Origin of the sequence: Mycobacterium sp. IS-1590 (assembly GCF_001500025.1) — a bacterium.
Classification (GTDB): domain Bacteria; phylum Actinomycetota; class Actinomycetes; order Mycobacteriales; family Mycobacteriaceae; genus Mycobacterium.
On the sequence record NZ_LQIW01000023.1, the window covers coordinates 260,216 to 283,205 of the forward strand.

Genomic DNA, 22,990 nt, shown 5'->3' on the forward strand with positions numbered 1-22,990 from the left:
GGTATGCGCGAAACAGCCCTTCGCATCTGCCCCCTGTGTGAGGCCACCTGCGGCCTGGTCCTCACCATCGACGACGGTCGTGTCACCGGTGCCCGCGGCGACCGCGACGACGTGTTCAGCCACGGCTTCATCTGCCCGAAAGGCGCCAGCTTCGGCGAACTCGACAACGATCCCGACCGGTTGGTCCGGCCGATGGTCCGCCGCGACGGCGTGCTGACCGAGACGACCTGGGAGGAGGCGTTCGCGGCGGCCGCCGACGGGCTCGGCGGTGTCGTCGCCGAGCATGGCGGTGCGGCCGTCGGCGTCTATCTGGGCAACCCGAACGCCCACACCATCGCGGGTGGGCTCTACACCCCGCTGGTGGTCAAGGCGCTGGGCACCCGACAGGTGTACTCGGCGAGCACGCTGGATCAGATGCCCAAGCACGTCGCATTGGGCCTGATGTTCGGCAGCCCCGCCGCGTTCACCGTCCCCGACCTCGACCGCACCGACTATCTCGTGGTCATCGGTGCGAACCCCCTTGTCTCCAACGGCAGCCTCGCGACCGCCGCCGATTTCCCCGGCAAGCTTCGCGCGCTGCGCAAACGCGGCGGCCGTCTCGTGGTCATCGACCCCGCCCGCACCCGTACCGCCGAACTCGCCGACCGCCACCTGGCGCCGCGGCCCGGTACCGATGCGGCGCTGCTCCTGGGAATCGTCCACGTGCTGTTCGACGAGGACCTCGCCGACCTGAAGGACCTCGAAGGGCATGTCGACGGTGTGGATGTGGTGCGTGCGCTCGCCGCCGACTTCTCACCGGACACGGTCGCGACCCACTGCGGGGTGCCCGCCGACGACATCCGCACGCTGGCACGCGAACTCGCCGCGGCGCCGTCGGCCGCCGTGTACGGCCGGATCGGCACGTCCACCGTCGAATTCGGCACCCTGGGCAGCTGGCTCGTCGACGTCGTGAACGTTCTCACCGGCAACCTGGATCGCCCCGGAGGCGCGATGTTCCCGCAGTCGCCGATCGCGCCCGCGGCACGGCCGCCGAAGCCTGGCCGGGGTTTTTTCACCGGGCGCTGGCACAGCCGCGTGTCGGGTTATCCCGAAGTGCTGTCGGAGTTTCCGGCCGCAGCGTTGGCCGAGGAGATCGAAACCCCCGGCGACGGGCAGATCAGGGCCGTCGTCACGATCGCGGGCAATCCGGTGCTGTCGGCGCCCGACGGTGACCGCCTCGACAAGGCCCTGGACAGCGTCGAGTTCATGCTGAGCATCGACCCGTATCTGAACGAGACCACCCGGCACGCCGACGTGATCCTGCCCCCGCCTCCGCCGTCGCGCAGCGCGCACTTCGACATCGCCCTCAACGCGCTCGCGGTGCGCAACAACGCGCGGTATTCACCGCCGGCCCTCCCGCTGACCGACCGGCCCGACGAGGCCGAGATCCTCGCGCGCATCGCCCTGATCCTCTACGGCCTCGGCCCCGACGCAGATCCGATGCTGGTGGACGATCAGGTGATCGCCGCGACGTTGGCGAAGGAGACCGCCGACCCCGACTCGCCGGTCGCCGGACATTCCGTCGACGAGATGACCGCGATGCTGCCGACGGCTCCCGGCTACGAACGGCGCCTCGACATGATGCTGCGCCTCGGCGCCTACGGCGACGCGTTCGGCGCCAACCCCGACGGACTCACGCTGGCCAAGCTCAAGGCCGCACCGCACGGCATCGACCTGGGACCGTTGCGACCGCGCCTGGCCGAGGTGCTGCGAACGCCGTCCGGCCGGATCGAACTCGCACCGCCTGCGCTGACGGCCGACGTCGCCCGGCTGCGGGATGCGCTCGGCGTGCGCGTCGACGGGTTCATGCTCATCGGGCGACGCCACCTGCGTTCCAACAACAGTTGGATGCACAACCTGCCCGCGCTGTCAGGTGGATCCAATCAGTGCACCCTGCGAATCCACCCCGACGACGCCGCGGAGCTCGGGCTGACCGACACCGCGGTCGTCAAGGGACCGGGAGGTGAGCTGCTGGCCCCGGTCGAGATCACGCCCGAGATGCGCCGCGGTGTGGTGTCGTTACCGCACGGTTGGGGCCACGACCGCGACGGCACGGGTCAACGGGTCGCGGCCGGTACGCCCGGCGTGAACGTCAACCAGCTCAACGACGGCAACCATCTGGATCCGCTCTCGGGCACCGCGGTGCTCAACGGCATCCCGGTGGACATCGCGCCCGCCGGCTGAGCCGGCAATACAACAGAAGCCGGCTGAACCGGCAAGCTAGGTCAGCTGGTAGACCACGGTGACGTTGAAGCCGACGGCCTGCTGGCCCGGCTCGATCGGCACCGCCGCCATCTCCGCGGCCGGGCCGCGCGGAGTCGGATACGGCGTCGGCGGAGACGAGGCGGGCACCTCGGATATCGAGATGACCTTGCCGAGGTCCAGTTCGGCCAGCAGCGCGTACTGTTCGGCCCGGCTCTTGGCGTCGTTGAAGGCCCGGGCGCGCGCTTCGCGCACCAGCTGCGAATCGTCCTCGATGGCCAAAGTGACGTTGTTGATTCTCGTGGCGTTGCCGCCCCTACCCGCGATGATCCCGAACACCTGCGGGGCTGTGTTGAGCGCGCGGACCTTGATGTCGACGGTGTTCGTCGCCTGGTAGCCGTTGATGGTCGAGTTGTCGCCGCCGGCGTACTGCGGCTGCACGCTCACCTCGGAGGTGTTGATGTCCTTGCGGTCGATGCCCGAGTCGACCAATGCGTCGATGACGGCACGCTGCAGTTGGCTGGTCTGGTTCAGCGCGCCGGCAGCATCGGCGGCGACGACCTCCATCCCCGCGTTGATCGTCAGCGTGTCGGGTGTGCCGAGCACCTCACCGGTGCCCACGACCGTCACCTGCCGCAGTGCGCTGTCGTCGTCGTTGGTGAGGACGGGGGCGGCCGTCGCATCGCAGCCCGAGAGCAGGGCGGTGAACCCCACCGCCACGGCTGCGAGGATTCGGGTGGGCGTCTTCGGCCGGGCAGCGATTGGCATGGCTGGCACCCTACCGTCAGGGGGTCACCATGATCTTGCAGTGCGTGTCGGGGTCGGCGAGTTCGTCGAACGCGGCGCCGACCCCGTCGAGGCCCACCTCGCCGGTGATGAGCGGGGAGACGTCGATGCGCCCGTCGGCGATGGCGCGCAACGTCTCCGCGAACTCGTGGTAGTCATACGAGTTGACGAACTGGACGTTGATCTCCTTGGCGATGCCGAACAACGGCGTGACGGTGTCGGGCTGCATGCACACCCCGGCCACCACCAGGCGGCTGCCCAACGGAGCCCTGCGCATCACGTCGTCGATGATTCCGGGGACGCCGACGGCTTCGAAGATCACCGCGGGTGTCGCGGTGTCGAACGGCGAACCCTGCGCGGGATCGAGCGTGACGTGCGCGCCCATCGTCGCTGCGAGTTCCCGCCGCCGCACCGAGAAGTCTGCTGCCGCAATGTATTCGACGCCCTTGAGCCGTAGCCCGGCGATGATCGCGATGCCGATCGGGCCGCACCCGATCACCAGCGCGGCCTCGCCCGGGGCGACGGAGGATTTGTTGACCGCGTGCAGCCCGACGGCCATCGGCTCGGTCAGTGCGGCGTGGCGAGGATCGACGCCCTCGGGCACGCTCAGCAGCAGCGGCACCGACAGCAGCATCCTCTCGGCGTACCCGCCGAGCACCGTGTTGCTGGACATGATCGGTTCGAAGCCCTTGGGAGACAACAACACAGGCAGTGATGTGACAAGAGTTCCCGGAGCGGGCGCCTCGGTGCCGGGACCGGCCTCGAGGACCTCGGCGGCGAATTCGTGGCCCATGAACACGTCGCTGCCGAGGTCGACGGGAAGGCCGCCCTGCACCGGCATACCGGTGATCTCGCGGGTGAGCCGCACCATCTGATCACCATGCTTGGCGAAGTGCAGATCGGAGCCGCATATCCCGCAGGCGCTGACCGCGACCAGTACCTGACCCTCTTGCGGAACCGGCTCGGGCACGTCGTCGCGGACCACCATCTGCCCGGCTCGCAGCACCGCAGCGCGCATCACCAATCCAATCGGTTCAAGAAGTCCCGCAGCGCGGCGTTGACCGCGGCGGGCCGCTCCTGCGGCAGCCAGTGTCCGCCGTCGATCATCACCTCGCGATAGTCACCCGTGACCAGCTCACGGGCGCGGTGGCGGGGGGTGTAGGCCATCGTGGGATCCTCGGTGCCGCCGATGAACAACGCGGGCACGTCGATCGTCGCTGACGGCGGGCTCTCGGTCAGTTCCCAGTTGCGATCGAAGCAGCGGTACCAGTTGAGCGCGGGGGTGAAGCCCGTGCGGCTGAACTCCTCGATGTAGTAGTCGACCTCCTCCTGGCTGATCCAATCGGGCAGGTCGCCGGGTTCGGGTATGCGGGCCAGGAAACCCTCCGGCCCCGGCGCGGTCATCCGCTGACCCATGAGCCCGTCCCTGGGAGCGGTGGACGAGCCGATGAGCTTGCGGATGGTGACGGCGGGGTCGCGGTTCAACTCCGCGTCGGCCGGGCCGGGCTCCTGGTAGTAGAGAACGTAGAAGAACTTCTCGCCGAAGATGCGGCGGAACGCCTGGGTCGTGGGCACCCGCGAGCGCGGTACCGGCGCCGCGCATATGCCCACCGCGCCGGCGAAGCGGTCCGGGTGCAGCAGCGGTGCGCCCCACGCCACGGCGCCGCCGAAGTCGTGGCCGACGATGACCGCCCGGTCGGCGCCCACGTCGTCGAGCAGGCCGACGATGTCGGCGCTCAGGTCGACGACGGTGTAGGCATCGACGGCCTCGGGTTTGGACGACCGCCCGTAGCCGCGCTGATCGGGAGCCAGCACGTGATAGCCGGCCTCGGCCAGAGCGGGCAGCTGATGGCGCCAGGAGAACCCCAGTTCGGGGAAGCCATGGGCCAGCACCACCAGCGGGGCGCCCGGCTCGCCGGCCTCGAGCACCCGCAGGCGGACGCCGTTGGTGTCGACGAACCGCTCGGTGAAGGTCATCATGATCACCAGCCAAGCACTTCGGCGGCGCGAGTGTGGGGCTAAAGCACGTCGCCACGGTCCGAAGTCAAGTGGTGAGTGCAACATTGGGGTTCATGCTGCTGCTTGGGTGATGAGTGCGTTGAGGCGGTCTGCGGGGGTGTCGAGGTTCAGGGTGGGTCGGGGTCGTTTGTTGAGGGTGTCTTGGATGCGTTGCAGATCGGCCTTGGAATGCACGCGCAGGTCGGTGCCCTTTTCGAACCAGAACCGTAGTAGCCGGTTGGTGTTCTCGTTGCTGCCACGCTGCCAGGGCGAATGGGGATCGCAGAAGTAGACCGGGGCCTGCAGTTGCAGGCTGATGTCTTGCCAGCCGGCCATCTCTGAGCCGCGGTCCCAGGTGATGGTGCGGCGAAGGTGGGCCGGCAGCTGGCTCATCGCCGCGATCATCGCGGTGGCCACTGATTCGGCGGTGTGATCGTTGGGCAGGTGCAGCAAGATGGTGAACCGGGTGCTGCGCTCGACCAGCGTGCCGATCGCACTGCCACAGCCGCTGCCCAAGATGAGGTCGCCTTCCCAGTGCCCGGGTACGGCCCGATCATCGACTTCGGGGGGACGCTTGCTGATGGTGAGCACATCGCTAAACGGTGGGCGTCGCGGCGCGGCATCGCGTGATTTACGTGCTGCACGTTTGGTGGAGAGCCGCTTGTGCAGATCAGCGCGCAGCTGCCCGCGGCCTTGGACGTAGAGGCACTTGTAGATGGTTTCGTGACTCACCCGTGCCAGCCTGTCATCGCGGTGATCGCGGGCCAACACGTCGGCGATCAGCTTGGGGCTCCACCCCTGGTCCATCCACATCTGGATCCGCGCGCACAACCTGACGTCGTTGAGCTTGAACCCTTTGGGCCGCCTAGCCTTTTGCGCTGCACGGCTGTGCGCCATACGGGCGTGGTAGTCCCCATCAGCATTACGGTTGCGGCGCTTTTCGCGCCAGACAGTGCTGCGATCACGCCCGATCTGCTCGGCAATGGCAGCATCGCTGAGCCCGGCATCAAGGCCACGCATGATCGCGATGCGCTCATCCAAACTCAGGCGATGTCCCTTACCGCCAGGTCGATCGGGATCACCCGGATCCACGACGCCATGGCCAGCACGATTGTTACCCCTCAATAGCTGCATCGCTCCAGCTTGACGCCACCACAGCGTCGCCGCAGTCGTTGACACACCCATCTCCTGGGCTGCTCGCTCGACTCCCACGCCCTGACACACCCGATCAAACAACTCCCGACGCGTCGACCGCGGATGCGGATAACCACTTGGCATGTGCAACCTCCAAATCCAGGGATGTTGCACTGACCGTATGAATCTGCGCGGCCGGCAGCGTGCGGGTAACCCACGTTCGGCGGGATGTCGCGGAAGAACCGTCGGGAACCTTGGTTCGTTGGTCTAGCGGTAGCCTGAACTATTCCAACTGCGCACTTGTTGGAAGCGGCTCAGAAGGCAGAAGTGGTCGCTGACGGCCGGGGACAACGGCCCGCCACGCGACCGGACGACGACGGATAGTTGATGAATCGGAAAAATGTCATCCGCACGCTGACCGTGATAGCGGTCGTGCTGTTGCTGGGCTGGTCCTTCTACTACTTCAGCGATGACACGCGGGGTTACAAGCCCATCGACACCTCGGTGGCGGTCGCTCAGGTCAACGGCGACAACGTCAAGAGCGCGCAGATCGACGACCGCGAACAGCAGCTGCGGCTCGACCTCAAGAGCGGCAACGGCGACACCGAAAACAGCGACAAGATCATCACCAAGTACCCGACGGGGTACGGGGTCACGCTGTTCGAGGCGCTCCAGGACAAGAACGTCAAGACCAACACGGTGGTCAACCAGGGCAGCATGCTCGGCTCGCTGCTGATCTACCTGCTGCCGCTGCTGCTGCTGGTCGGTCTGTTCATCATGTTCTCCCGCATGCAGACCGGGGGCCGGATGGGCTTCGGGTTCGGTAAGTCCAAGGCCAAGATGCTCAACAAGGACATGCCGAAGACCACGTTCGCCGACGTCGCCGGCGTCGACGAGGCCGTCGAAGAGCTCTACGAGATCAAGGACTTCCTGCAGAACCCGTCGCGGTATCAGGCGCTGGGCGCCAAGATCCCCAAGGGCGTGTTGCTGTTCGGGCCGCCCGGCACCGGTAAGACGCTGCTGGCGCGCGCCGTCGCCGGCGAGGCCGGGGTGCCGTTCTTCACCATCTCGGGCTCGGACTTCGTCGAGATGTTCGTGGGCGTGGGCGCCTCGCGCGTGCGCGACCTGTTCGAGCAGGCCAAGCAGAACAGCCCGTGCATCATCTTCGTCGACGAGATCGACGCCGTCGGCCGCCAGCGCGGCGCCGGGCTGGGCGGCGGCCACGACGAACGCGAGCAGACACTCAACCAGCTGCTCGTCGAGATGGACGGCTTCGGCGACCGCCAGGGCGTCATCCTGATCGCGGCCACCAACCGGCCCGACATCCTGGACCCGGCGCTGCTGCGGCCCGGTCGTTTCGACCGCCAGATCCCGGTCTCCAACCCCGACCTGGCCGGGCGCCGCGCCGTCCTCAAGGTGCACTCGGCGGGCAAGCCGATCGCCCCGGACGCCGACCTGGACGGGCTGGCCAAGCGCACCGTCGGGATGTCGGGCGCCGACCTGGCCAACGTCATCAACGAGGCCGCCCTGCTGACCGCCCGCGAGAACGGCACCGTGATCACCGGCCCGGCGCTGGAGGAGGCCGTCGACCGCGTCGTAGGCGGGCCGCGCCGCAAGAGCCGCATCATCAGCGAGCAGGAGAAGAAGATCACCGCCTACCACGAGGGCGGGCACACGCTCGCCGCGTGGGCGATGCCGGACATCGATCCGATCTACAAGGTGACGATCCTGGCCCGGGGCCGCACCGGCGGCCACGCGATGGCGGTGCCCGAGGACGACAAGGGCCTGATGACCCGCTCGGAGATGATCGCGCGGCTGGTGTTCGCCATGGGCGGACGCGCCGCCGAGGAACTGGTGTTCCGGGAGCCGACCACCGGCGCGGTGTCCGACATCGAGCAGGCCACCAAGATCGCACGGGCGATGGTCACCGAGTACGGCATGAGCTCCAAGCTGGGTGCGGTGCGCTACGGCACCGAGCACGGCGATCCGTTCCTGGGTCGCACGATGGGCACCCAGGCCGACTACAGCCATGAGGTCGCCCAGACCATCGACGACGAGATCCGCAAGCTCATCGAGGCCGCCCACACCGAGGCCTGGGAGATCCTCACCGAGTATCGCGACGTGCTCGACACCCTCGCCGGCGAGCTGCTGGAGAAGGAGACACTGCACCGGCGTGAGCTCGAGGAGATCTTCGGCGACGTGAAGAAGCGCCCGCGGCTGACCATGTTCGACGACTTCGGCGGCCGCGTTCCGTCCGACAAGCCGCCGATCAAGACGCCCGGCGAGCTGGCGATCGAGCGCGGTGAGGAATGGCCGAAACCGGTGCCCGAGCCCGCCTTCAAGGCGGCGATCGCCGCGGCCACCAAGGCCGCCGAAGCCACCAAGGTCGCTGAGGGCGGGCCGAACGGCGCCAACGGCAGCGGTAACGGTTCCGCCGGCCCGACGCAGCCCGACTACGGCGCCCCCGCGGGGTGGCATGCACCGGGCTGGCCGCCGTCACCGCAGCAGCAGCAACAGCCCCCCGTCCAGCAGCCGCACGGCTACTGGTACCCGCCGCCGCACCAGGGTTGGCAACAGCAGCCCTACCCGCCGTATCAGCCGTATCCGCAGCAGGGGCCACCGCAGCAACAGGGTGCGCCGCCGCAACCGAACGAGGACACGGGTCAGGACCACAGCCGGCGCAACGGCTGACAGGCCGACCGGCTCACAGGAGGCTCCATTGGCGCAGTCGCAGCACAACTCTGTCACCTTCACCCCCGCGAAGTTCGACCAGCCGCGCGCTGAGGCGGCGGTGCGCGAACTGCTGCTCGCGGTGGGCGAGGACCCCGACCGCCATGGCCTGGAGTCGACGCCCGCGCGGGTCGCGCGGGCCTACAAGGAGCTGTTCGCCGGCCTCTACATCGATCCGGATTCGGTGCTGGACACCACCTTCGACGAGCAGCACGACGAGCTGGTGCTTGTCAAGCAGATCCCGATGTACTCGACCTGCGAGCACCACCTGGTGTCCTTCCACGGCGTCGCGCACGTCGGCTACATCCCCGGCCAGGACGGCCGCGTCACCGGATTGTCCAAGATCGCCCGCCTGGTCGACCTCTACGCCAAACGACCGCAGGTGCAGGAACGGCTCACCGGTCAGATCGCGGACGCGATGATGCGCAAGCTCGATCCCCGGGGCGTGATCGTCGTGGTCGAGGCCGAGCATCTGTGCATGGCGATGCGGGGGGTGCGCAAGCCGGGCGCGGTGACGACCACGTCGGCCGTGCGCGGGCAGTTCAAGGTCGACGCGGCATCGAGGGCCGAGGCGCTGGACCTGATATTGCGCAAGTGAACTCGACACGGGTGCGGGTCATGGGAGTCGTGAACGTCACCGACGACTCCTTCTCCGACGGGGGGCTGTTCCTGGACCGCGACCGCGCCGTCGAGCACGGACTCCAGCTCGTCGCCGAGGGCGCGGCGATCGTCGACGTGGGCGGTGAGTCCACCCGCCCCGGGGCCACGCGCATCGACCCCGACGTGGAGAAGTCGCGGGTGTGCCCGGTCATCGCCGAGCTCGCCGCCCAGGGCGTCACCGTCAGCATCGACACCATGCACGCCGACGTCGCGCGCGCGGCGCTGGAGAACGGCGCCCAGATCGTCAACGACGTCTCCGGCGGACGCGCCGACCCGAACATGGCGCCGTTGCTCGCCGACGCGAAAGTGCCTTGGGTGCTGATGCATTGGCGGTCGGTGGGCGCGGACCGGCCGCACGCGGTGCCCGCCTATCGGAACGTGGTCGACGAGGTCCGAACCGAACTGCTCGCCAGCGTGGACGCCGCGGTGGCCGCGGGCGTCGACGCGACCAACCTCATCATCGATCCGGGGCTGGGCTTCGCCAAGACGGGCGAGCACAACTGGACGCTGTTGCGAGCGCTCCCCGAATTCGTTGCCACGGGCATCCCGGTGTTGGTCGGCGCGTCGCGGAAACGCTTCCTCGGCACGCTGCTCGCCGACTCCGACGGACAACCGCGACCGCCAGACGGCCGCGAGACCGCGACGGCGGTGATCTCGGCGCTGGCCGGTCTGCACGGCGCCTGGGGTGTGCGGGTGCACGATGTGCGAGCGTCGGTCGACGCGGTCAAGGTGCTCGAGGCGTGGTCGCATGGCTGACCGAATCGAGTTGCGCGGCTTGCGAGTTCGCGGCCATCACGGGGTCTTCGAGCATGAGCGTCGCGACGGCCAGGACTTCATCGTCGACATCACGGTCTGGATCGACCTCGCGGCCGCCGCGGCCAGTGACGACCTCGCCGACACCCTGGACTACGGCGCCTTGGCGCAGCGGGCGGCCGACATCGTCGCTGGGCCACCGCGGGACCTGATCGAGACGGTAGCCGCAGAGATCGCCGACGGGGTCATGGACGACGAGCGCGTGCACGCCGTCGAGGTGGTCGTGCACAAGCCCGCGGCACCGATCCCGTTGACGTTCTCCGACGTCGCGGTGGTGGCGCGTCGATCGCGGCGAGCTCGGGGTGGGCCGTGACCACCGCGGTTCTGTCGATCGGGTCGAATCTCGGCGACCGGCTGGCGATGCTCCGGTCGGTCGCCGACGGGCTCGGTGATGCGCTGCGAGCGGCGTCGCCGGTGTACGAGACCGCGCCATGGGGCGGCGTCGAACAGGGGCCGTTCCTCAACGCCGTCATCATCGCCGACGATCCCGCGCTCGACGGCCACGGTTGGCTACGGCGCGCCCACGAGTTCGAACGATCCGCCGAGCGGGTGCGCGAACAGCGATGGGGCCCGCGCACGCTCGACGTCGACATCGTCACCTGTCGAAACGGGGGACGAGACCTGATCTCGCAGGACGCCGAGCTGACCCTGCCGCATCCCCGCGCCCATGAACGCGCGTTCGTGCTCGTGCCGTGGCTGGCGGTGGAACCGGACGCGGTGCTGGCCGTCGCCGGCGAACCGCACCGGGTCGACGAACTGCTCGGCGCGCTCGAACCGGCGGAACGCGACGGCGTACGCCGCACCGAGCTGGTGTTGCGCTGATGGGCCCGACGCGCAAGCGCGATCTCGCGGTCGGTGCGGTGCTGACCGCCGTCGTGGGTTATTTGCTCGTGCTCGCGTCGTACCGGTGGTTCCCGCCGATAACCCTGTGGACGGGTGTTTCCCTGCTCGGCGTCGCGGTCGCCGAAGCCGGGTGGGCATTTCACGTCCGGGCCAAGATCAACAACGGCGAGATCGGCGTGGGCTCGGGCCGGCTCAACCCCCTCGCGGTTGCGAGGTCCGTGGTGATCGCCAAGGCCTCGGCGTGGGTCGGCGCGCTGGTGTTCGGTTGGTGGGTGGCCGTCCTCGTCTACCTGGTGCCGCGACGCTCCACTCTGCGCGTCGCCGCCGAGGACACCGCGGGCGCCGCGGTGGCGGCGGTGTGCGCACTGGCTCTGGTGCTGGCCGCGTTGTGGTTGCAGCATTGCTGCAAGTCTCCGGGCGAGCCGCCGGAGAATCCCGATGGGGCAACGGATTAACGAAGTTCGGCGGACGCGAGAACGAATCGCCGACGAGGCGACACGCGGAGTGACCTGTGACAGGTACAGTCGCCCCCATGACCGATCCGACCCGTAGCGCACGCTATCGGCGTGCCGGCCGCAGGCCGGGTTGGATGCTGTTGACCGCGTTGCTGGTGTTGGCGATCGCGGCCAGCTCGGCGCTGGTGTTCACCGATCGGGTCGAGCTGCTCAAGCTTGCGGTGATCCTCGCGTTGTGGGCGGCGGTGGTTGCGGCGTTCGTCTCGGTCATCTACCGACGGCAGAGCGATGTCGACCAGGCCAAGGTGCGCGACCTCAAGCTCGTGTACGACCTGCAGCTGGACCGGGAGATCTCGGCGCGGCGCGAATACGAGCTGTCGTTGGAGACGCAACTGCGCCGCGAACTGGAAGCCGAGGTGCGCGCCCAGGCCGCCGACGAGATGGCGAGCCTGCGGGCAGAACTCGCCGCGCTGCGCGCCAACCTGGAGATCCTCTTCGACGCGGACCTGTCGCACCGGCCCGCCATCGAGCCCGAGCGTACGACGGTGCGCGCCTACAGCGACTGGGCGCGGGACTCGGAGACCACGGGCCGCGTCAGCAGCAGCCGCATCGACGAGTACCGGCCCGACATCGAGGAGCGCACCGAGGAGAGCGCGATCATCGACGTGCCCGCCGAACCCCAACCGCCCGAGTTCGATTGGCAGCCCACCGCCGAGCGCGGCGGGGCGCACCGCAGAGCGTCGGCCGCCGGCTGGAGTCACCAGCCCCCGCAGCAGCCTGCCGCATGGTCGCCGCCACCGCCCCCGCAGCAGCCGCAAACACCGCCGGCCGAATCCGTTGCGCCGCCACCGCCGCCGGCCGAGCCCGTCGCTCCACCGCCCCCAGAGCCGCCGCCACCGCCGGCCGAGCCCGTGGCGCCACCCCGGGCCGAACCCGTCGCACCCCCGCCGCCGCCGGCGCCCGAGCCGGCGCCTACAAGTGACTGGCAGCCCGCACCGGCGGACGGGCGCTGGATTCCGCCAGGCGCCCCGGGCAGCAACTGGGTGTCGGGCGGCAACGGATCGACGACCGAGTACGTGGGCAGGCGTCGGGCCCCGGAACCCGAGGAAGACCTCGCCCGGCCGCCCGCCGAACCCGACGTCTCGCCACCGTCGCCCGAACCGCGACGCGGCAGGCATTCGGTGTCACCGGGAAGCGGTGATCCGGGGCGCCCGGAGCAGCAGATCGCGCCCGCAGAACCGTCGGAGCCGTCGCCGGAATCACCGGCTCCGGCAGGGCGGCGGCACCGCAGCGCCGACGACGCCGACACCGCCGGCCAGTCCGTCGCCGAACTACTGGCCCGGCTGCAGGCGAGCCCCACACCGGGCGGGCGTCGCAGACGCCGCGAGGAGTGAGTTAATCTCGTAGCGACCGTCCGGTACCCGCACCGCAGGACCGGAACGTACACACATCAACTCGCAGCGAGGTCGACTTCATGGTCGCCATGGGGACCCCACCTGGCGGATTCCGCCCGGCGCGGCTCAGTGTCGGCATCGTTTCCGCAGGTCGCGTCGGTTCCGCGCTGGGTGTGGCACTCGAGCGGGCCGAGCACATCGTGGTGGCGTGCAGCGGGGTCTCGCGTGCGTCGCGCGACCGCGCCCAGCGCCGGCTGCCCGAGACCGCGGTCCTTCCGGTCGATGAGGTGGCAAGCCGCGCCGAACTGCTGGTTCTCGCGGTCCCGGACTCCGAGCTCCCGAAGTTGGTGTCCGGTCTGGCTGCCACCCGGGCGGTGCGGCCCGGCACGATCGTCGCGCACACCTCCGGTGCGAACGGCATCGGCGTGCTGGCACCGCTGACGTCCCAGGACTGCATACCGCTGGCGATCCACCCGGCGATGACCTTCACCGGCACCGACGAGGACATCGACCGCTTGCCCGACACGTGCTTCGGGGTGACCGCCGCCGACGAAGTCGGGTACGCGATCGCCCAATCGCTGGTGCTCGAGATCGGTGGGGAGCCGTTCCGGGTCCGCGAGGACGCGCGCCCGCTCTATCACGCAGCGCTGGCACATGCCAGCAATCACGTGGTGACGGTGCTGCTCGACGCGGTCGAGGGGTTGCGGTCGGCGTTGTGGGGCCAGGAACTGCTCGGTCAGGAACTGGTCGGTGACGCGCCGGGAGGTCTCGCCGAGCGGGTCATCGGCCCGCTGGCCCGGGCCTCGTTGGAGAACGCGCTCCAACGCGGGCAGGCGGCGTTGACCGGCCCGGTGGCACGCGGGGACGCCGCCGCTGTGGCGCGTCATCTGGAAGCCCTGACGGAGGTGAATCCCGAATTGGCGCAGGCATATCGGGCGAACTCGCTGCGCACGGCCCAGCGAGCGCACGCCCCGGACGAGGTGGTCGCTGTGCTCACCGCCGATTCGGACGGGCGGGGGAGCACGCGTTGGATGGAGACGGGTCGATGACCGCGCGCAAACCGCAGTTCGCGGCGGGCGAACTGAACGTCTACTCGAAACCCGGTGATGTCTCGGCGGTTACCAAGGCGCTGCGCGCCACCGGCCGCCGCGTGATGCTGGTCCCGACGATGGGCGCGCTGCACGAGGGGCACCGCATGCTCATCCGCTCCGCCAAGCGCGTCCAGGGCGCCGTCGTGGTGGTGTCGATCTTCGTCAACCCGCTGCAGTTCGGGGCGGGTGAGGACCTCGATGCGTATCCGCGCACGCTGCCCGACGACCTCGCCGCCCTGCGCGAGGAGGGGGTCGAGATCGCGTTCACCCCGACCGTCGCCGACATGTACCCCGACGGCACACGCACATCGGTCCATCCCGGCCCGTTGGGCTCAGACCTCGAAGGAGCTTTTCGGCCAACGCATTTCGCGGGTGTGCTGACGGTGGTGCTGAAGCTGCTCAACATCGTCCGGCCCGACCACGCGTTCTTCGGGGAAAAGGACTACCAGCAGTTGGCGCTGATCCGGCAGATGGTCGCTGACCTCAACGTCGACACCAGGATCGTGGGTGTTCCGATCGTGCGCGAGGCCGACGGCCTGGCGATGTCGTCGCGCAACCGCTACCTGGACAACGAGCAGCGTGAGCAGGCGGGCGCCCTGTCCGCTGCGCTGCTGGCCGGAATGTACGCCGCGGGGGAGGGGACCGCGGCCGCTTTGGACGCCGCACGCGCGGTACTCGACTCGGTGCCGACCATCGAGGTCGACTATCTCGATGTGCGCGACCCGATGCTCGGGCCCGCACCCGAGGTCGGGGCGGCGCGCATGTTGGTGGCCGGCCGTCTGGGGCCCACCAGGCTGCTGGACAACATCGCCATAGATATCGGAGTGCCGTCGGGGCCGGGCCCCGACGTCGCGTTTGACGAGCACGAACTTCCTTGGAGGAACTGATGTTACGGACAATGCTGAAATCGAAGATCCACCGCGCGACGGTGACGAATGCCGACCTGCATTACGTCGGTTCGGTGACCATCGATGCCGACCTCATGGAGGCCGCCGACCTTCTCGAGGGTGAGCAGGTGACGATCGTCGACATCGACAACGGTGCTCGGCTGGTGACCTATGCCATCACCGGTGAGCGTGGCAGCGGTGTGATCGGGATCAACGGTGCGGCAGCGCATCTCGTGCATCCCGGGGACCTGGTGATCCTGATCGCCTACGGCACCATGGAGGATGCCGAAGCCAGGGCGTACCAACCGCGGATCGTTTTCGTCGATGCGGACAACAAGCAGGTCGACCTCGGCCACGATCCCGCTTTCGTGCCGGCCGATGCGGCTGACCTGGTGTCGCCACGGTGAGCCCGTGTTACTAGCCATCGACGTCCGTAACACCCACACCGTGGTGGGTCTGGTCTCGGGTTCGGCAGAGCACGCGAAAGTCGTGCAGCAGTGGCGGATTCGCACCGAGTCGGAGGTCACCGCCGACGAACTCGCGCTCACCATCGACGGGCTGATCGGAGATGACTCCGAACGACTGACCGGGGCCGCCGGGCTGTCGACCGTCCCGTCGGTGATGCACGAGCTGCGCGAAATGCTGCGTCAGTACTGGCCGTCGGTGCCACATGTGCTGATCGAGCCCGGGGTCCGCACGGGGATCCCGTTGCTGGTCGACAACCCGAAGGAGGTCGGCGCCGACCGCATCGTGAACTGCCTCGCGGCCTTCCACAAGTACGGCACCGCGGCCATCGTCGTCGACTTCGGCTCGTCGATCTGCGTCGACGTGGTCTCGGCGAAGGGCGAGTTTCTCGGCGGCGCGATCGCTCCCGGTGTCGAGGTGTCTTCCGACGCCGCCGCGGCCCGGTCGGCGGCGCTGCGTCGCGTCGAGTTGACCCGGCCGCGTTCGGTCATCGGAAAGAACACCGTCGAGTGCATGCAGGCCGGAGCGGTGTTCGGGTTCGCCGGCCTGGTCGACGGCCTGGTGCAGCGCATCCGCGACGACGTCGACGGCTTTGCGGGCACCGACATCGCCGTCGTCGCCACCGGGCACACCGCGCCGCTCCTGCTGCCGGATATGCGAACGGTCGAGCATTACGACGAGCACCTCACCCTCGACGGATTGCGGCTGGTGTTCGAGCGGAATCGTGACAACCAGCGCGGGCGCCTCAAACAGGCCCGCTGACGGCTCGCGAGCGAGCACCCTCGTACGTTCTCGGGGGCCGATGCGGCCACCGGCAGACTCACCTTCGAAGCCGGCTGAGCCGCGCCGTTAAGCTCGCTAGTCGTGACCTCTGCCGATTCACCCGACCCCGACATTCCGGAGCAGTATCGGATCCGTCAGGCCAAGCGTGAGCGGCTGCTCGCCGAGGGACGCGAGCCCTATCCGGTACAGATCGCGCGCACCCATTCCCTGGCCGAGATCCGCGCGGCCTATCCCGATCTGCCCGCCGGCTCGGAGACGGGTCAGATCGTGGGCGTGGCCGGACGGGTGATGTTCGCCCGTAACTCCGGGAAGCTGTGCTTTGCCACGCTCCAGGAGGGGGACGGCACGCAGCTGCAGGCAATGATCAGCCTCAACAAGGTCGGACAGGAGTCACTGGACGCGTGGAAGACCGACGTCGATCTCGGTGACATCGTTTTCGTGCGCGGTGAGGTGATCAGCTCCCGCCGTGGCGAACTCTCGGTGCTTGCCGACTCCTGGCAAATGGCTTCGAAGGCGCTGCGGCCGCTGCCGGTGGCGCACAAAGAGATGAGCGAAGAGGCGCGGGTGCGACAGCGCTACGTCGATCTCATCGTGCGGCCCGAGGCCCGGACAATCGCGCGTCAGCGGGTCGCGGTGGTCCGCGCGGTGCGCTCAGCGCTGGAACGGCGCGGATTTCTCGAAGTCGAAACGCCGATGTTGCAGACGCTCGCCGGCGGTGCCGCAGCACGACCGTTCGTCACGCACTCCAATGCGCTCGATGCCGACCTATATCTGCGTATCGCGCCGGAACTGTTTCTCAAGCGTGCACTGGTCGGTGGATTCGACCGTGTCTTCGAGTTGAATCGGGTGTTCAGAAACGAAGGCGCTGATTCCACCCATTCCCCGGAATTCGCGATGCTCGAGACATATCAGGCTTACGGTACGTACGACGATTCGGCCGTCATGACCCGAGAGATTATTCAAGAAGTCGCGGACGAGGCGATCGGAACACGCGAGGTGCCATTGCCCGATGGCACGATCTATGATCTTGATGGCGAATGGCAGTCCGTCGAAATGTATCCGTCGCTGTCGGAAGCTCTCGGCGAGGAGATCACCCCCGAAACACCGGCCGAGAAGTTATGGGCCATCGCCGATCGTCTCGGGGTCGAGATCCCGCGCGACCGGGGTTACGGTCACGGGAAACTGGTTGAGGAACTGTGGGAGCACACCGTCGGGAACACCTTGTGGGCACCCACGTTCGTGCGTGACTTCCCCGTCGAGACAACCCCCCTGACGCGGCCACACCGCAGTATTTCTGGCGTCACCGAGAAATGGGATCTGTATATCCGGCGTTTCGAACTGGCGACGGGCTATTCCGAGCTGATCGATCCCGTAATCCAACGCGAAAGGTTCGAAGCCCAGGCGCGGGCCGCGGCCGCCGGTGATGACGAGGCGATGGTTCTCGACGAGGATTTTCTGGCAGCCCTGGAGTACGCCATGCCGCCGTCCACGGGAACCGGAATGGGTATCGACAGATTGTTGATGGCCCTGACTGGACTGTCGATTAGGGAGACGGTTTTGTTCCCGATTGTTCGACGCCACGCCAACTGAACGCAGTGCTATAACGCGGAGGCGTACGATCTTTGTTGTATAGCGCACACACATATGGCACATTGGTGCCGGGTTCGATACTTTACTGCGGTCCTGTGATCGCTCAGAAGGGCGTGTTTAAATGGCGAAGAAAGTTACCGTCACCTTGGTCGATGATTTCGACGGCGAAGGTGCGGCCGACGAGACTGTTGAATTCGGCCTCGACGGGGTGACCTACGAGATCGACCTTTCTTCGAAGAATGCCGCGAAGTTGCGCGACGCCCTCAAGCCGTGGGTCGATTCCGGCCGCAGGGTCGGCGGCCGCCGGCGTGGACGTGCCGCCGGGTCGGGCCGGGGGCGCGCGGCGATCGATCGCGAGCAAAGTGCGGCGATCCGGGAGTGGGCCCGGCGTAACGGACACAATGTGTCGACCCGCGGGCGCATCCCGGCCGATGTGATCGACGCCTTTCACGCCGCCACCTAGCGGCGCCCGTCACGGGCCAGGGTCCGTGTTCGCTAGCCGCGAAGCCGCCGGGGCCCGTTCGGGAAACGAATCGGGCCACCGATGCGTTGCTCTCCCGTAGCGGCGGGTAATCGATCCCGTGCGCGTCGATGCCCCGGGTGTCCGCTCAGAGCAGACCGGCGGGCGGGACGCGCCGCCCTACTGCCCACTAGAGTGGACGGTGGTGCGGTGCGTACTCGAGACCGTTGGGCGCGCGTGGCACCGACCAATTGATGGAGAGCAGGTAACCACCGATGTTTGAGAGATTCACCGACCGTGCCCGCAGGGTCGTCGTCCTGGCTCAAGAAGAGGCCCGGATGCTCAACCACAACTACATCGGCACCGAGCACATCCTGTTGGGACTCATTCACGAGGGTGAAGGCGTAGCGGCCAAGTCGCTGGAGTCGCTGGGCATCTCGCTCGAAGGCGTGCGCAGCCAGGTCGAGGAGATCATCGGCCAGGGCCAGCAGGCGCCGTCGGGCCACATCCCGTTCACCCCGCGCGCCAAGAAGGTGCTGGAGCTGAGCCTGCGCGAGGCGCTGCAACTCGGCCACAACTACATCGGCACCGAGCACATCCTGCTCGGCCTCATCCGTGAGGGCGAGGGCGTCGCCGCCCAGGTGCTGGTGAAGCTGGGCGCCGAGCTGACCCGCGTGCGTCAGCAGGTCATCCAGCTGCTGTCGGGCTATCAGGGCAAGGAGACCGCGGAAGCCGGCACCGGCGGCCGCGGCGGCGAAGCGGGCAATCCCTCCACCTCGCTCGTGCTCGACCAGTTCGGCCGCAACCTGACCGCGGCGGCGATGGAGGGCAAGCTCGACCCGGTCATCGGCCGCGAGAAGGAAATCGAGCGGGTGATGCAGGTGCTGAGCCGGCGCACCAAGAACAACCCGGTGCTGATCGGCGAGCCCGGCGTCGGCAAGACCGCCGTCGTCGAGGGCCTGGCGCAGGCCATCGTGCACGGCGAGGTCCCGGAGACGCTGAAGGACAAGCAGCTCTACACGCTGGACCTGGGGTCCCTGGTGGCCGGCAGCCGATACCGCGGTGACTTCGAGGAGCGCCTGAAGAAGGTCCTCAAGGAGATCAACACCCGCGGCGACATCATCTTGTTCATCGACGAGCTGCACACGCTCGTGGGTGCCGGAGCCGCCGAGGGCGCCATCGACGCCGCGTCGATCCTGAAGCCGAAGCTGGCCCGTGGCGAGCTGCAGACGATCGGTGCGACCACACTCGACGAGTACCGCAAGTACATCGAGAAGGACGCCGCCCTGGAACGGCGCTTCCAGCCGGTGCAGGTGGGCGAGCCCACCGTCGAGCACACCATCGAGATCCTCAAGGGTCTGCGTGACCGGTACGAGGCACACCACCGCGTGTCGATCACCGACTCGGCGATGGTCGCGGCGGCCACCTTGGCCGACCGTTACATCAACGACCGGTTCCTGCCGGACAAGGCGATCGACTTGATCGACGAGGCCGGTGCCCGGATGCGGATCCGGCGCATGACCGCGCCGCCAGACCTGCGCGAGTTCGACGAGAAGATCGCCGACGCGCGCCGCGAGAAGGAGTCCGCGATCGACGCGCAGGACTTCGAGAAGGCGGCCAGCCTGCGCGACAAGGAGAAGCAGCTCGTCGCGCAGCGTGCCGAGCGCGAGAAGCAGTGGCGCTCAGGGGATCTCGACGTCGTCGCTGAGGTCGACGACGAGCAGATCGCCGAGGTGCTCGGCAACTGGACCGGTATCCCCGTGTTCAAGCTGACCGAGGAGGAGACCACTCGGCTGCTGCGCATGGAGGAGGAGCTGCACAAGCGGATCATCGGCCAGGAGGACGCCGTCAAGGCGGTCTCCAAGGCGATCCGGCGTACCCGTGCCGGCTTGAAGGACCCGAAGCGTCCGTCCGGTTCGTTCATCTTCGCCGGGCCGTCCGGCGTCGGTAAGACCGAGCTGTCCAAGGCGCTGGCCAACTTCCTGTTCGGCGACGACGACGCGCTCATCCAGATCGACATGGGCGAGTTCCACGACCGGTTCACCGCTTCGCGGCTGTTCGGCGCCCCTCCGGGCTACGTCGGCTACGAGGAGGGCGGCCAGCTCACCGAGAAGGTGCGGCGCAAGCCGTTCTCGGTCGTGCTGTTCGACGAGATCGAGAAGGCCCACCAGGAGATCTACAACAGCCTGTTGCAGGTCCTCGAGGACGGCCGCCTGACCGATGGTCAGGGGCGCACGGTCGACTTCAAGAACACCGTGCTGATCTTCACCTCGAACCTGGGCACGTCCGACATCTCCAAGGCGGTCGGCCTGGGCTTCTCCCAGGGTGGTGGCGAGAACAACTACGAGCGGATGAAGCAGAAGGTCAACGACGAGCTGAAGAAGCACTTCAGGCCGGAGTTCCTCAACCGCATCGACGACATCATCGTCTTCCACCAGCTGACCCGCGACGAGATCATCCGGATGGTCGACCTGATGATCGGCCGGGTGTCCAACCAGCTGAAGGCCAAGGACATGACGATGGAGCTGACGGACAAGGCCAAGGCACTGCTGGCCAAGCGCGGGTTTGATCCCGTGCTGGGTGCGCGGCCGCTGCGGCGCACCATCCAGCGCGAGATCGAGGACCAACTGTCGGAGAAGATCCTGTTCGAGGAGATCGGACCCGGCCAGCTCGTCACGGTCGACGTCGACAACTGGGACGGCGAAAGCTCCGGAGAGGACGCGGTGTTCACGTTCAAGGGCACCAAGCGGCCCGCGCCGGTGGCCGAGCCAGACCTGGCCCAGGCCGGTGCGGCAGGCGCTGCAGGCCCAGCCGAATAACGGCACTACGCCAACGAGAACGGGCGGTACCCACAAGGGGTGCCGCCCGTTTTCCGTCTGATCCCGCTACCGCTGGACCGAGTGGATAGGATGTGCGATGTTATCGGCGGGCGAAGGAATCTGGTGAGAATCCAGAACGGTCGCGCCACTGTGTCAAGTCAGACCCGACGCTCGCCGTCACCTCGGCACGATGCACGGCCCACCGTGCGTGGAAACGGGACGCGAAATCCCGGAAAGGACACCGACATGACCTCACCCGACGCCCGCAGAAGCGTTGCACCCGCGCTCGACCTCTCCGCCACCGGCGCGGCCGTGTGGCTGTCGGCAACCACCTTCCTGGCTCTGTTGGTGCTCTACTTCATCGGCTTGGACCAGGGCGCGACTTCGGTGTTCGGTGCAGACAACACCGCGATCCACGAATTCGTGCACGACGCTCGCCACCTGCTCGGCTTCCCCTGCCACTGACGGGCAGGGGTAACCGAACATGGAAAAGCAGATCATCTGGCGTGGCCTGCTCGCAGGTGCCGTCGCCGGCGTCCTCGCGTTCGTCTTCGCACGCGTCTTCGTCGAACCTCAGATCGAACGGGCCATCGCCTACGAGGACGGCGTCGGGGCCGCGCACGAGGCGTTTGAACACGCCCACGGGGCGGGCCACAGCCACGGCGAGGGCGGCGGATTCGAGCGCGCCGTTCAGATGAACATCGGTATGGGACTGGGCGTGTTGCTGTTCAGCCTGGCGATCGGCGCGATCTTCGCGGTGATCTTCACCGTGGCCTACGGTCGCGTCGGCGACATCTCGGCACGCCTGCTGTCGGTGTATGTGGCCGGCGGGATGCTGTTGAGCCTGTACGTCGTTCCCGCGCTGAAGTATCCCGCCAGCCCGCCGGCTCTGAGCCTGGACGAGACCATCCGCCAGCGCACGTTGTTGTACCTGCTGTTGGTGGTGCTGTCCGCGGCGCTTCTGATCGGCGCGGTGTATCTGGGCCGACGGCTGGTCGCGCGCCTGGGGGCATGGAATGCGAGCCTGGCCGCTGCCGGGTCCTACATCGCCGCGGTGGCGGTAGTGATGCTCGTGCTGCCGGCCATCGACGAGACACCGGGACCGTTGACCGACGATGCCGGAAACATTGTCTACGAAGGCTTCCCAGCAGATGTTCTCTACGAGTTCCGGCTGTACTCGTTGGGCACCGAGATCGTCGTGTACGCGACGATCGCATTGGTCTTCGGTGCGATGGCCGCACGGCTGCTCGAAGGTAACCGGCGGGAGAGCATTCCTGCGTGAGTGAGGTCGTCCGGCTGACGCTCGTATCGCACGCGCTGACCGATGCGATGTCGGCCGGACGATTTCCCACCGACGAGCCGCTGAACCCGACCGGACACCGGCAGGTCGATGCGTCGATCAACCTCGGTGTCGTCGACGCGGCGCTCTGCGGCCCCGAGAAGCGCACCCGGCAGACCGCCGAACTGCTCGGTCTGCAGGCCGAGGTGGACGGTCGGCTGGCGGACCTGGACTGCGGCCGCTGGCGCGGCGACGTGCTCAGCGGAGTGCGACCGGCGGATCTGGCGATCTGGTTGACCGACCCGGCCCGCGCGCCGCACGGCGGCGAATCGGTTGTCGAGCTGATCGATCGGGTCCGCGACTGGATGGACTCGGTGACCGACCGGCGCAGCAGGCTGGTCGCGGTGACACACCCGGCGGTGATCCGCGCGGCGATTCTCATCGCGCTGGACGCCCCGCCGAAGTCGTTCTGGCGCATCGACATTGCGCCGGTAACTCGAACGGTGATGCACTTCCGCGCGCATGCGTGGACCCTTCGCCAGTAGCCGGTGCGCTCGGCTCT

Annotated in this window: 21 protein-coding genes and 1 pseudogene; 18 read left to right on the forward strand and 4 right to left on the reverse strand. The window is 67.9% G+C overall.

From position 1 onward, the window contains the following. Window positions 1–3: 3 nt before the first annotated feature. Entirely contained in the window at window positions 4–2,223 is a 2,220-nt protein-coding gene (locus AU197_RS15965; protein WP_064403642.1) for a molybdopterin-dependent oxidoreductase, read from the forward strand. A 36-nt stretch (window positions 2,224–2,259) separates the two neighbouring features. On the opposite strand, the gene AU197_RS15970 is transcribed toward AU197_RS15965, so the two are convergent. The 4 genes from AU197_RS15970 to AU197_RS15985 form a co-directional block, all read right to left on the reverse strand. Continuing rightward, window positions 2,260–3,009 carry an SIMPL domain-containing protein gene (locus AU197_RS15970; protein WP_064403643.1) on the reverse strand — a complete coding sequence of 250 codons (750 nt, stop codon included), beginning with the start codon at window positions 3,007–3,009 and terminating at the stop codon, window positions 2,260–2,262. 16 nt (window positions 3,010–3,025) lie between these two features. Continuing rightward, entirely contained in the window at window positions 3,026–4,045 is a 1,020-nt protein-coding gene (locus tag AU197_RS15975; RefSeq protein WP_064403644.1) for a zinc-binding dehydrogenase, read from the reverse strand. Continuing rightward, on the reverse strand, window positions 4,045–5,007 hold the full coding sequence (locus tag AU197_RS15980) for an alpha/beta fold hydrolase (RefSeq protein ID WP_064403828.1): 963 nt from the start codon (window positions 5,005–5,007) through the stop codon (window positions 4,045–4,047). Before AU197_RS15980 ends, AU197_RS15975 begins: the two co-directional genes overlap by 1 nt. Before the next feature lie 90 nt (window positions 5,008–5,097). Further along, a complete protein-coding gene (locus AU197_RS15985) occupies window positions 5,098–6,303 on the reverse strand; it encodes an IS30 family transposase (protein WP_064403645.1) in 1,206 nt (401 codons plus the stop codon). A gap of 243 nt (window positions 6,304–6,546) precedes the next feature. Between AU197_RS15985 and ftsH the strand changes: the two genes are divergently transcribed. The 17 genes and pseudogenes from ftsH to AU197_RS16070 all read left to right on the forward strand — a co-directional run bounded on the left by ftsH (window position 6,547) and on the right by AU197_RS16070 (window position 22,973). Then, window positions 6,547–8,850, forward strand: a complete 2,304-nt coding sequence (gene ftsH, locus AU197_RS15990) for an ATP-dependent zinc metalloprotease FtsH (RefSeq protein ID WP_064403646.1) — start codon at window positions 6,547–6,549, stop codon at window positions 8,848–8,850. Window positions 8,851–8,878: 28 nt separating this feature from the next. After that, entirely contained in the window at window positions 8,879–9,487 is a 609-nt protein-coding gene (gene folE / locus AU197_RS15995; RefSeq protein ID WP_064403647.1) for a GTP cyclohydrolase I FolE, read from the forward strand. Between the two features lie 20 nt (window positions 9,488–9,507). Next, window positions 9,508–10,324 (forward strand): annotated as a pseudogene (folP, locus tag AU197_RS16000) (dihydropteroate synthase); the annotation flags it as partial. Next, the gene (gene folB, locus AU197_RS16005) at window positions 10,325–10,675 is read left to right on the forward strand and encodes a dihydroneopterin aldolase (RefSeq protein WP_502687888.1); all 351 of its coding nucleotides are present in this window, start codon (window positions 10,325–10,327) and stop codon (window positions 10,673–10,675) included. Beyond that, window positions 10,672–11,184: a 2-amino-4-hydroxy-6-hydroxymethyldihydropteridine diphosphokinase gene (gene folK / locus AU197_RS16010; protein WP_064403649.1), complete on the forward strand. Its 513-nt coding sequence runs from the start codon at window positions 10,672–10,674 to the stop codon at window positions 11,182–11,184. The genes folB and folK overlap by 4 nt, the downstream gene beginning before the upstream one ends. After that, a complete protein-coding gene (locus tag AU197_RS16015; protein ID WP_064403650.1) occupies window positions 11,184–11,660 on the forward strand; it encodes a DUF3180 domain-containing protein in 477 nt (158 codons plus the stop codon). The genes folK and AU197_RS16015 overlap by 1 nt, the downstream gene beginning before the upstream one ends. 77 nt (window positions 11,661–11,737) lie before the next feature. Next, window positions 11,738–13,054: a DUF6779 domain-containing protein gene (locus AU197_RS16020; protein ID WP_064403651.1), complete on the forward strand. Its 1,317-nt coding sequence runs from the start codon at window positions 11,738–11,740 to the stop codon at window positions 13,052–13,054. A gap of 89 nt (window positions 13,055–13,143) precedes the next feature. After that, window positions 13,144–14,103 carry a Rossmann-like and DUF2520 domain-containing protein gene (locus tag AU197_RS16025; RefSeq protein ID WP_064403830.1) on the forward strand — a complete coding sequence of 320 codons (960 nt, stop codon included), beginning with the start codon at window positions 13,144–13,146 and terminating at the stop codon, window positions 14,101–14,103. Beyond that, the gene (gene panC / locus AU197_RS16030; RefSeq protein WP_064403652.1) at window positions 14,100–15,032 is read left to right on the forward strand and encodes a pantoate--beta-alanine ligase; all 933 of its coding nucleotides are present in this window, start codon (window positions 14,100–14,102) and stop codon (window positions 15,030–15,032) included. Before AU197_RS16025 ends, panC begins: the two co-directional genes overlap by 4 nt. Next, window positions 15,032–15,439 (forward strand): aspartate 1-decarboxylase, encoded by a 408-nt coding sequence (panD, locus tag AU197_RS16035; protein WP_064403653.1) that lies wholly within the window; start codon window positions 15,032–15,034, stop codon window positions 15,437–15,439. The genes panC and panD overlap by 1 nt, the downstream gene beginning before the upstream one ends. 4 nt (window positions 15,440–15,443) lie before the next feature. After that, the gene (locus AU197_RS16040) at window positions 15,444–16,259 is read left to right on the forward strand and encodes a type III pantothenate kinase (RefSeq protein WP_064403831.1); all 816 of its coding nucleotides are present in this window, start codon (window positions 15,444–15,446) and stop codon (window positions 16,257–16,259) included. Window positions 16,260–16,361: 102 nt separating this feature from the next. Then, window positions 16,362–17,870: a lysine--tRNA ligase gene (gene lysS, locus AU197_RS16045; RefSeq protein WP_064403654.1), complete on the forward strand. Its 1,509-nt coding sequence runs from the start codon at window positions 16,362–16,364 to the stop codon at window positions 17,868–17,870. A gap of 121 nt (window positions 17,871–17,991) precedes the next feature. Further along, window positions 17,992–18,333, forward strand: coding sequence for a histone-like nucleoid-structuring protein Lsr2 (lsr2, locus tag AU197_RS16050; RefSeq protein WP_064347878.1), 342 nt, complete (start codon window positions 17,992–17,994; stop codon window positions 18,331–18,333). 272 nt (window positions 18,334–18,605) lie between these two features. Beyond that, the gene (gene clpC1 / locus AU197_RS16055) at window positions 18,606–21,149 is read left to right on the forward strand and encodes an ATP-dependent protease ATP-binding subunit ClpC (protein WP_064403655.1); all 2,544 of its coding nucleotides are present in this window, start codon (window positions 18,606–18,608) and stop codon (window positions 21,147–21,149) included. 246 nt (window positions 21,150–21,395) lie between these two features. Then, window positions 21,396–21,614, forward strand: a complete 219-nt coding sequence (locus AU197_RS16060) for a CbtB domain-containing protein (protein ID WP_064403656.1) — start codon at window positions 21,396–21,398, stop codon at window positions 21,612–21,614. A 19-nt stretch (window positions 21,615–21,633) separates the two neighbouring features. Next, window positions 21,634–22,431 (forward strand): CbtA family protein, encoded by a 798-nt coding sequence (locus AU197_RS16065; RefSeq protein ID WP_064403657.1) that lies wholly within the window; start codon window positions 21,634–21,636, stop codon window positions 22,429–22,431. Continuing rightward, window positions 22,428–22,973 (forward strand): histidine phosphatase family protein, encoded by a 546-nt coding sequence (locus AU197_RS16070; RefSeq protein ID WP_064403658.1) that lies wholly within the window; start codon window positions 22,428–22,430, stop codon window positions 22,971–22,973. Before AU197_RS16065 ends, AU197_RS16070 begins: the two co-directional genes overlap by 4 nt. The last annotated feature ends 17 nt before the right edge of the window (window positions 22,974–22,990 follow it).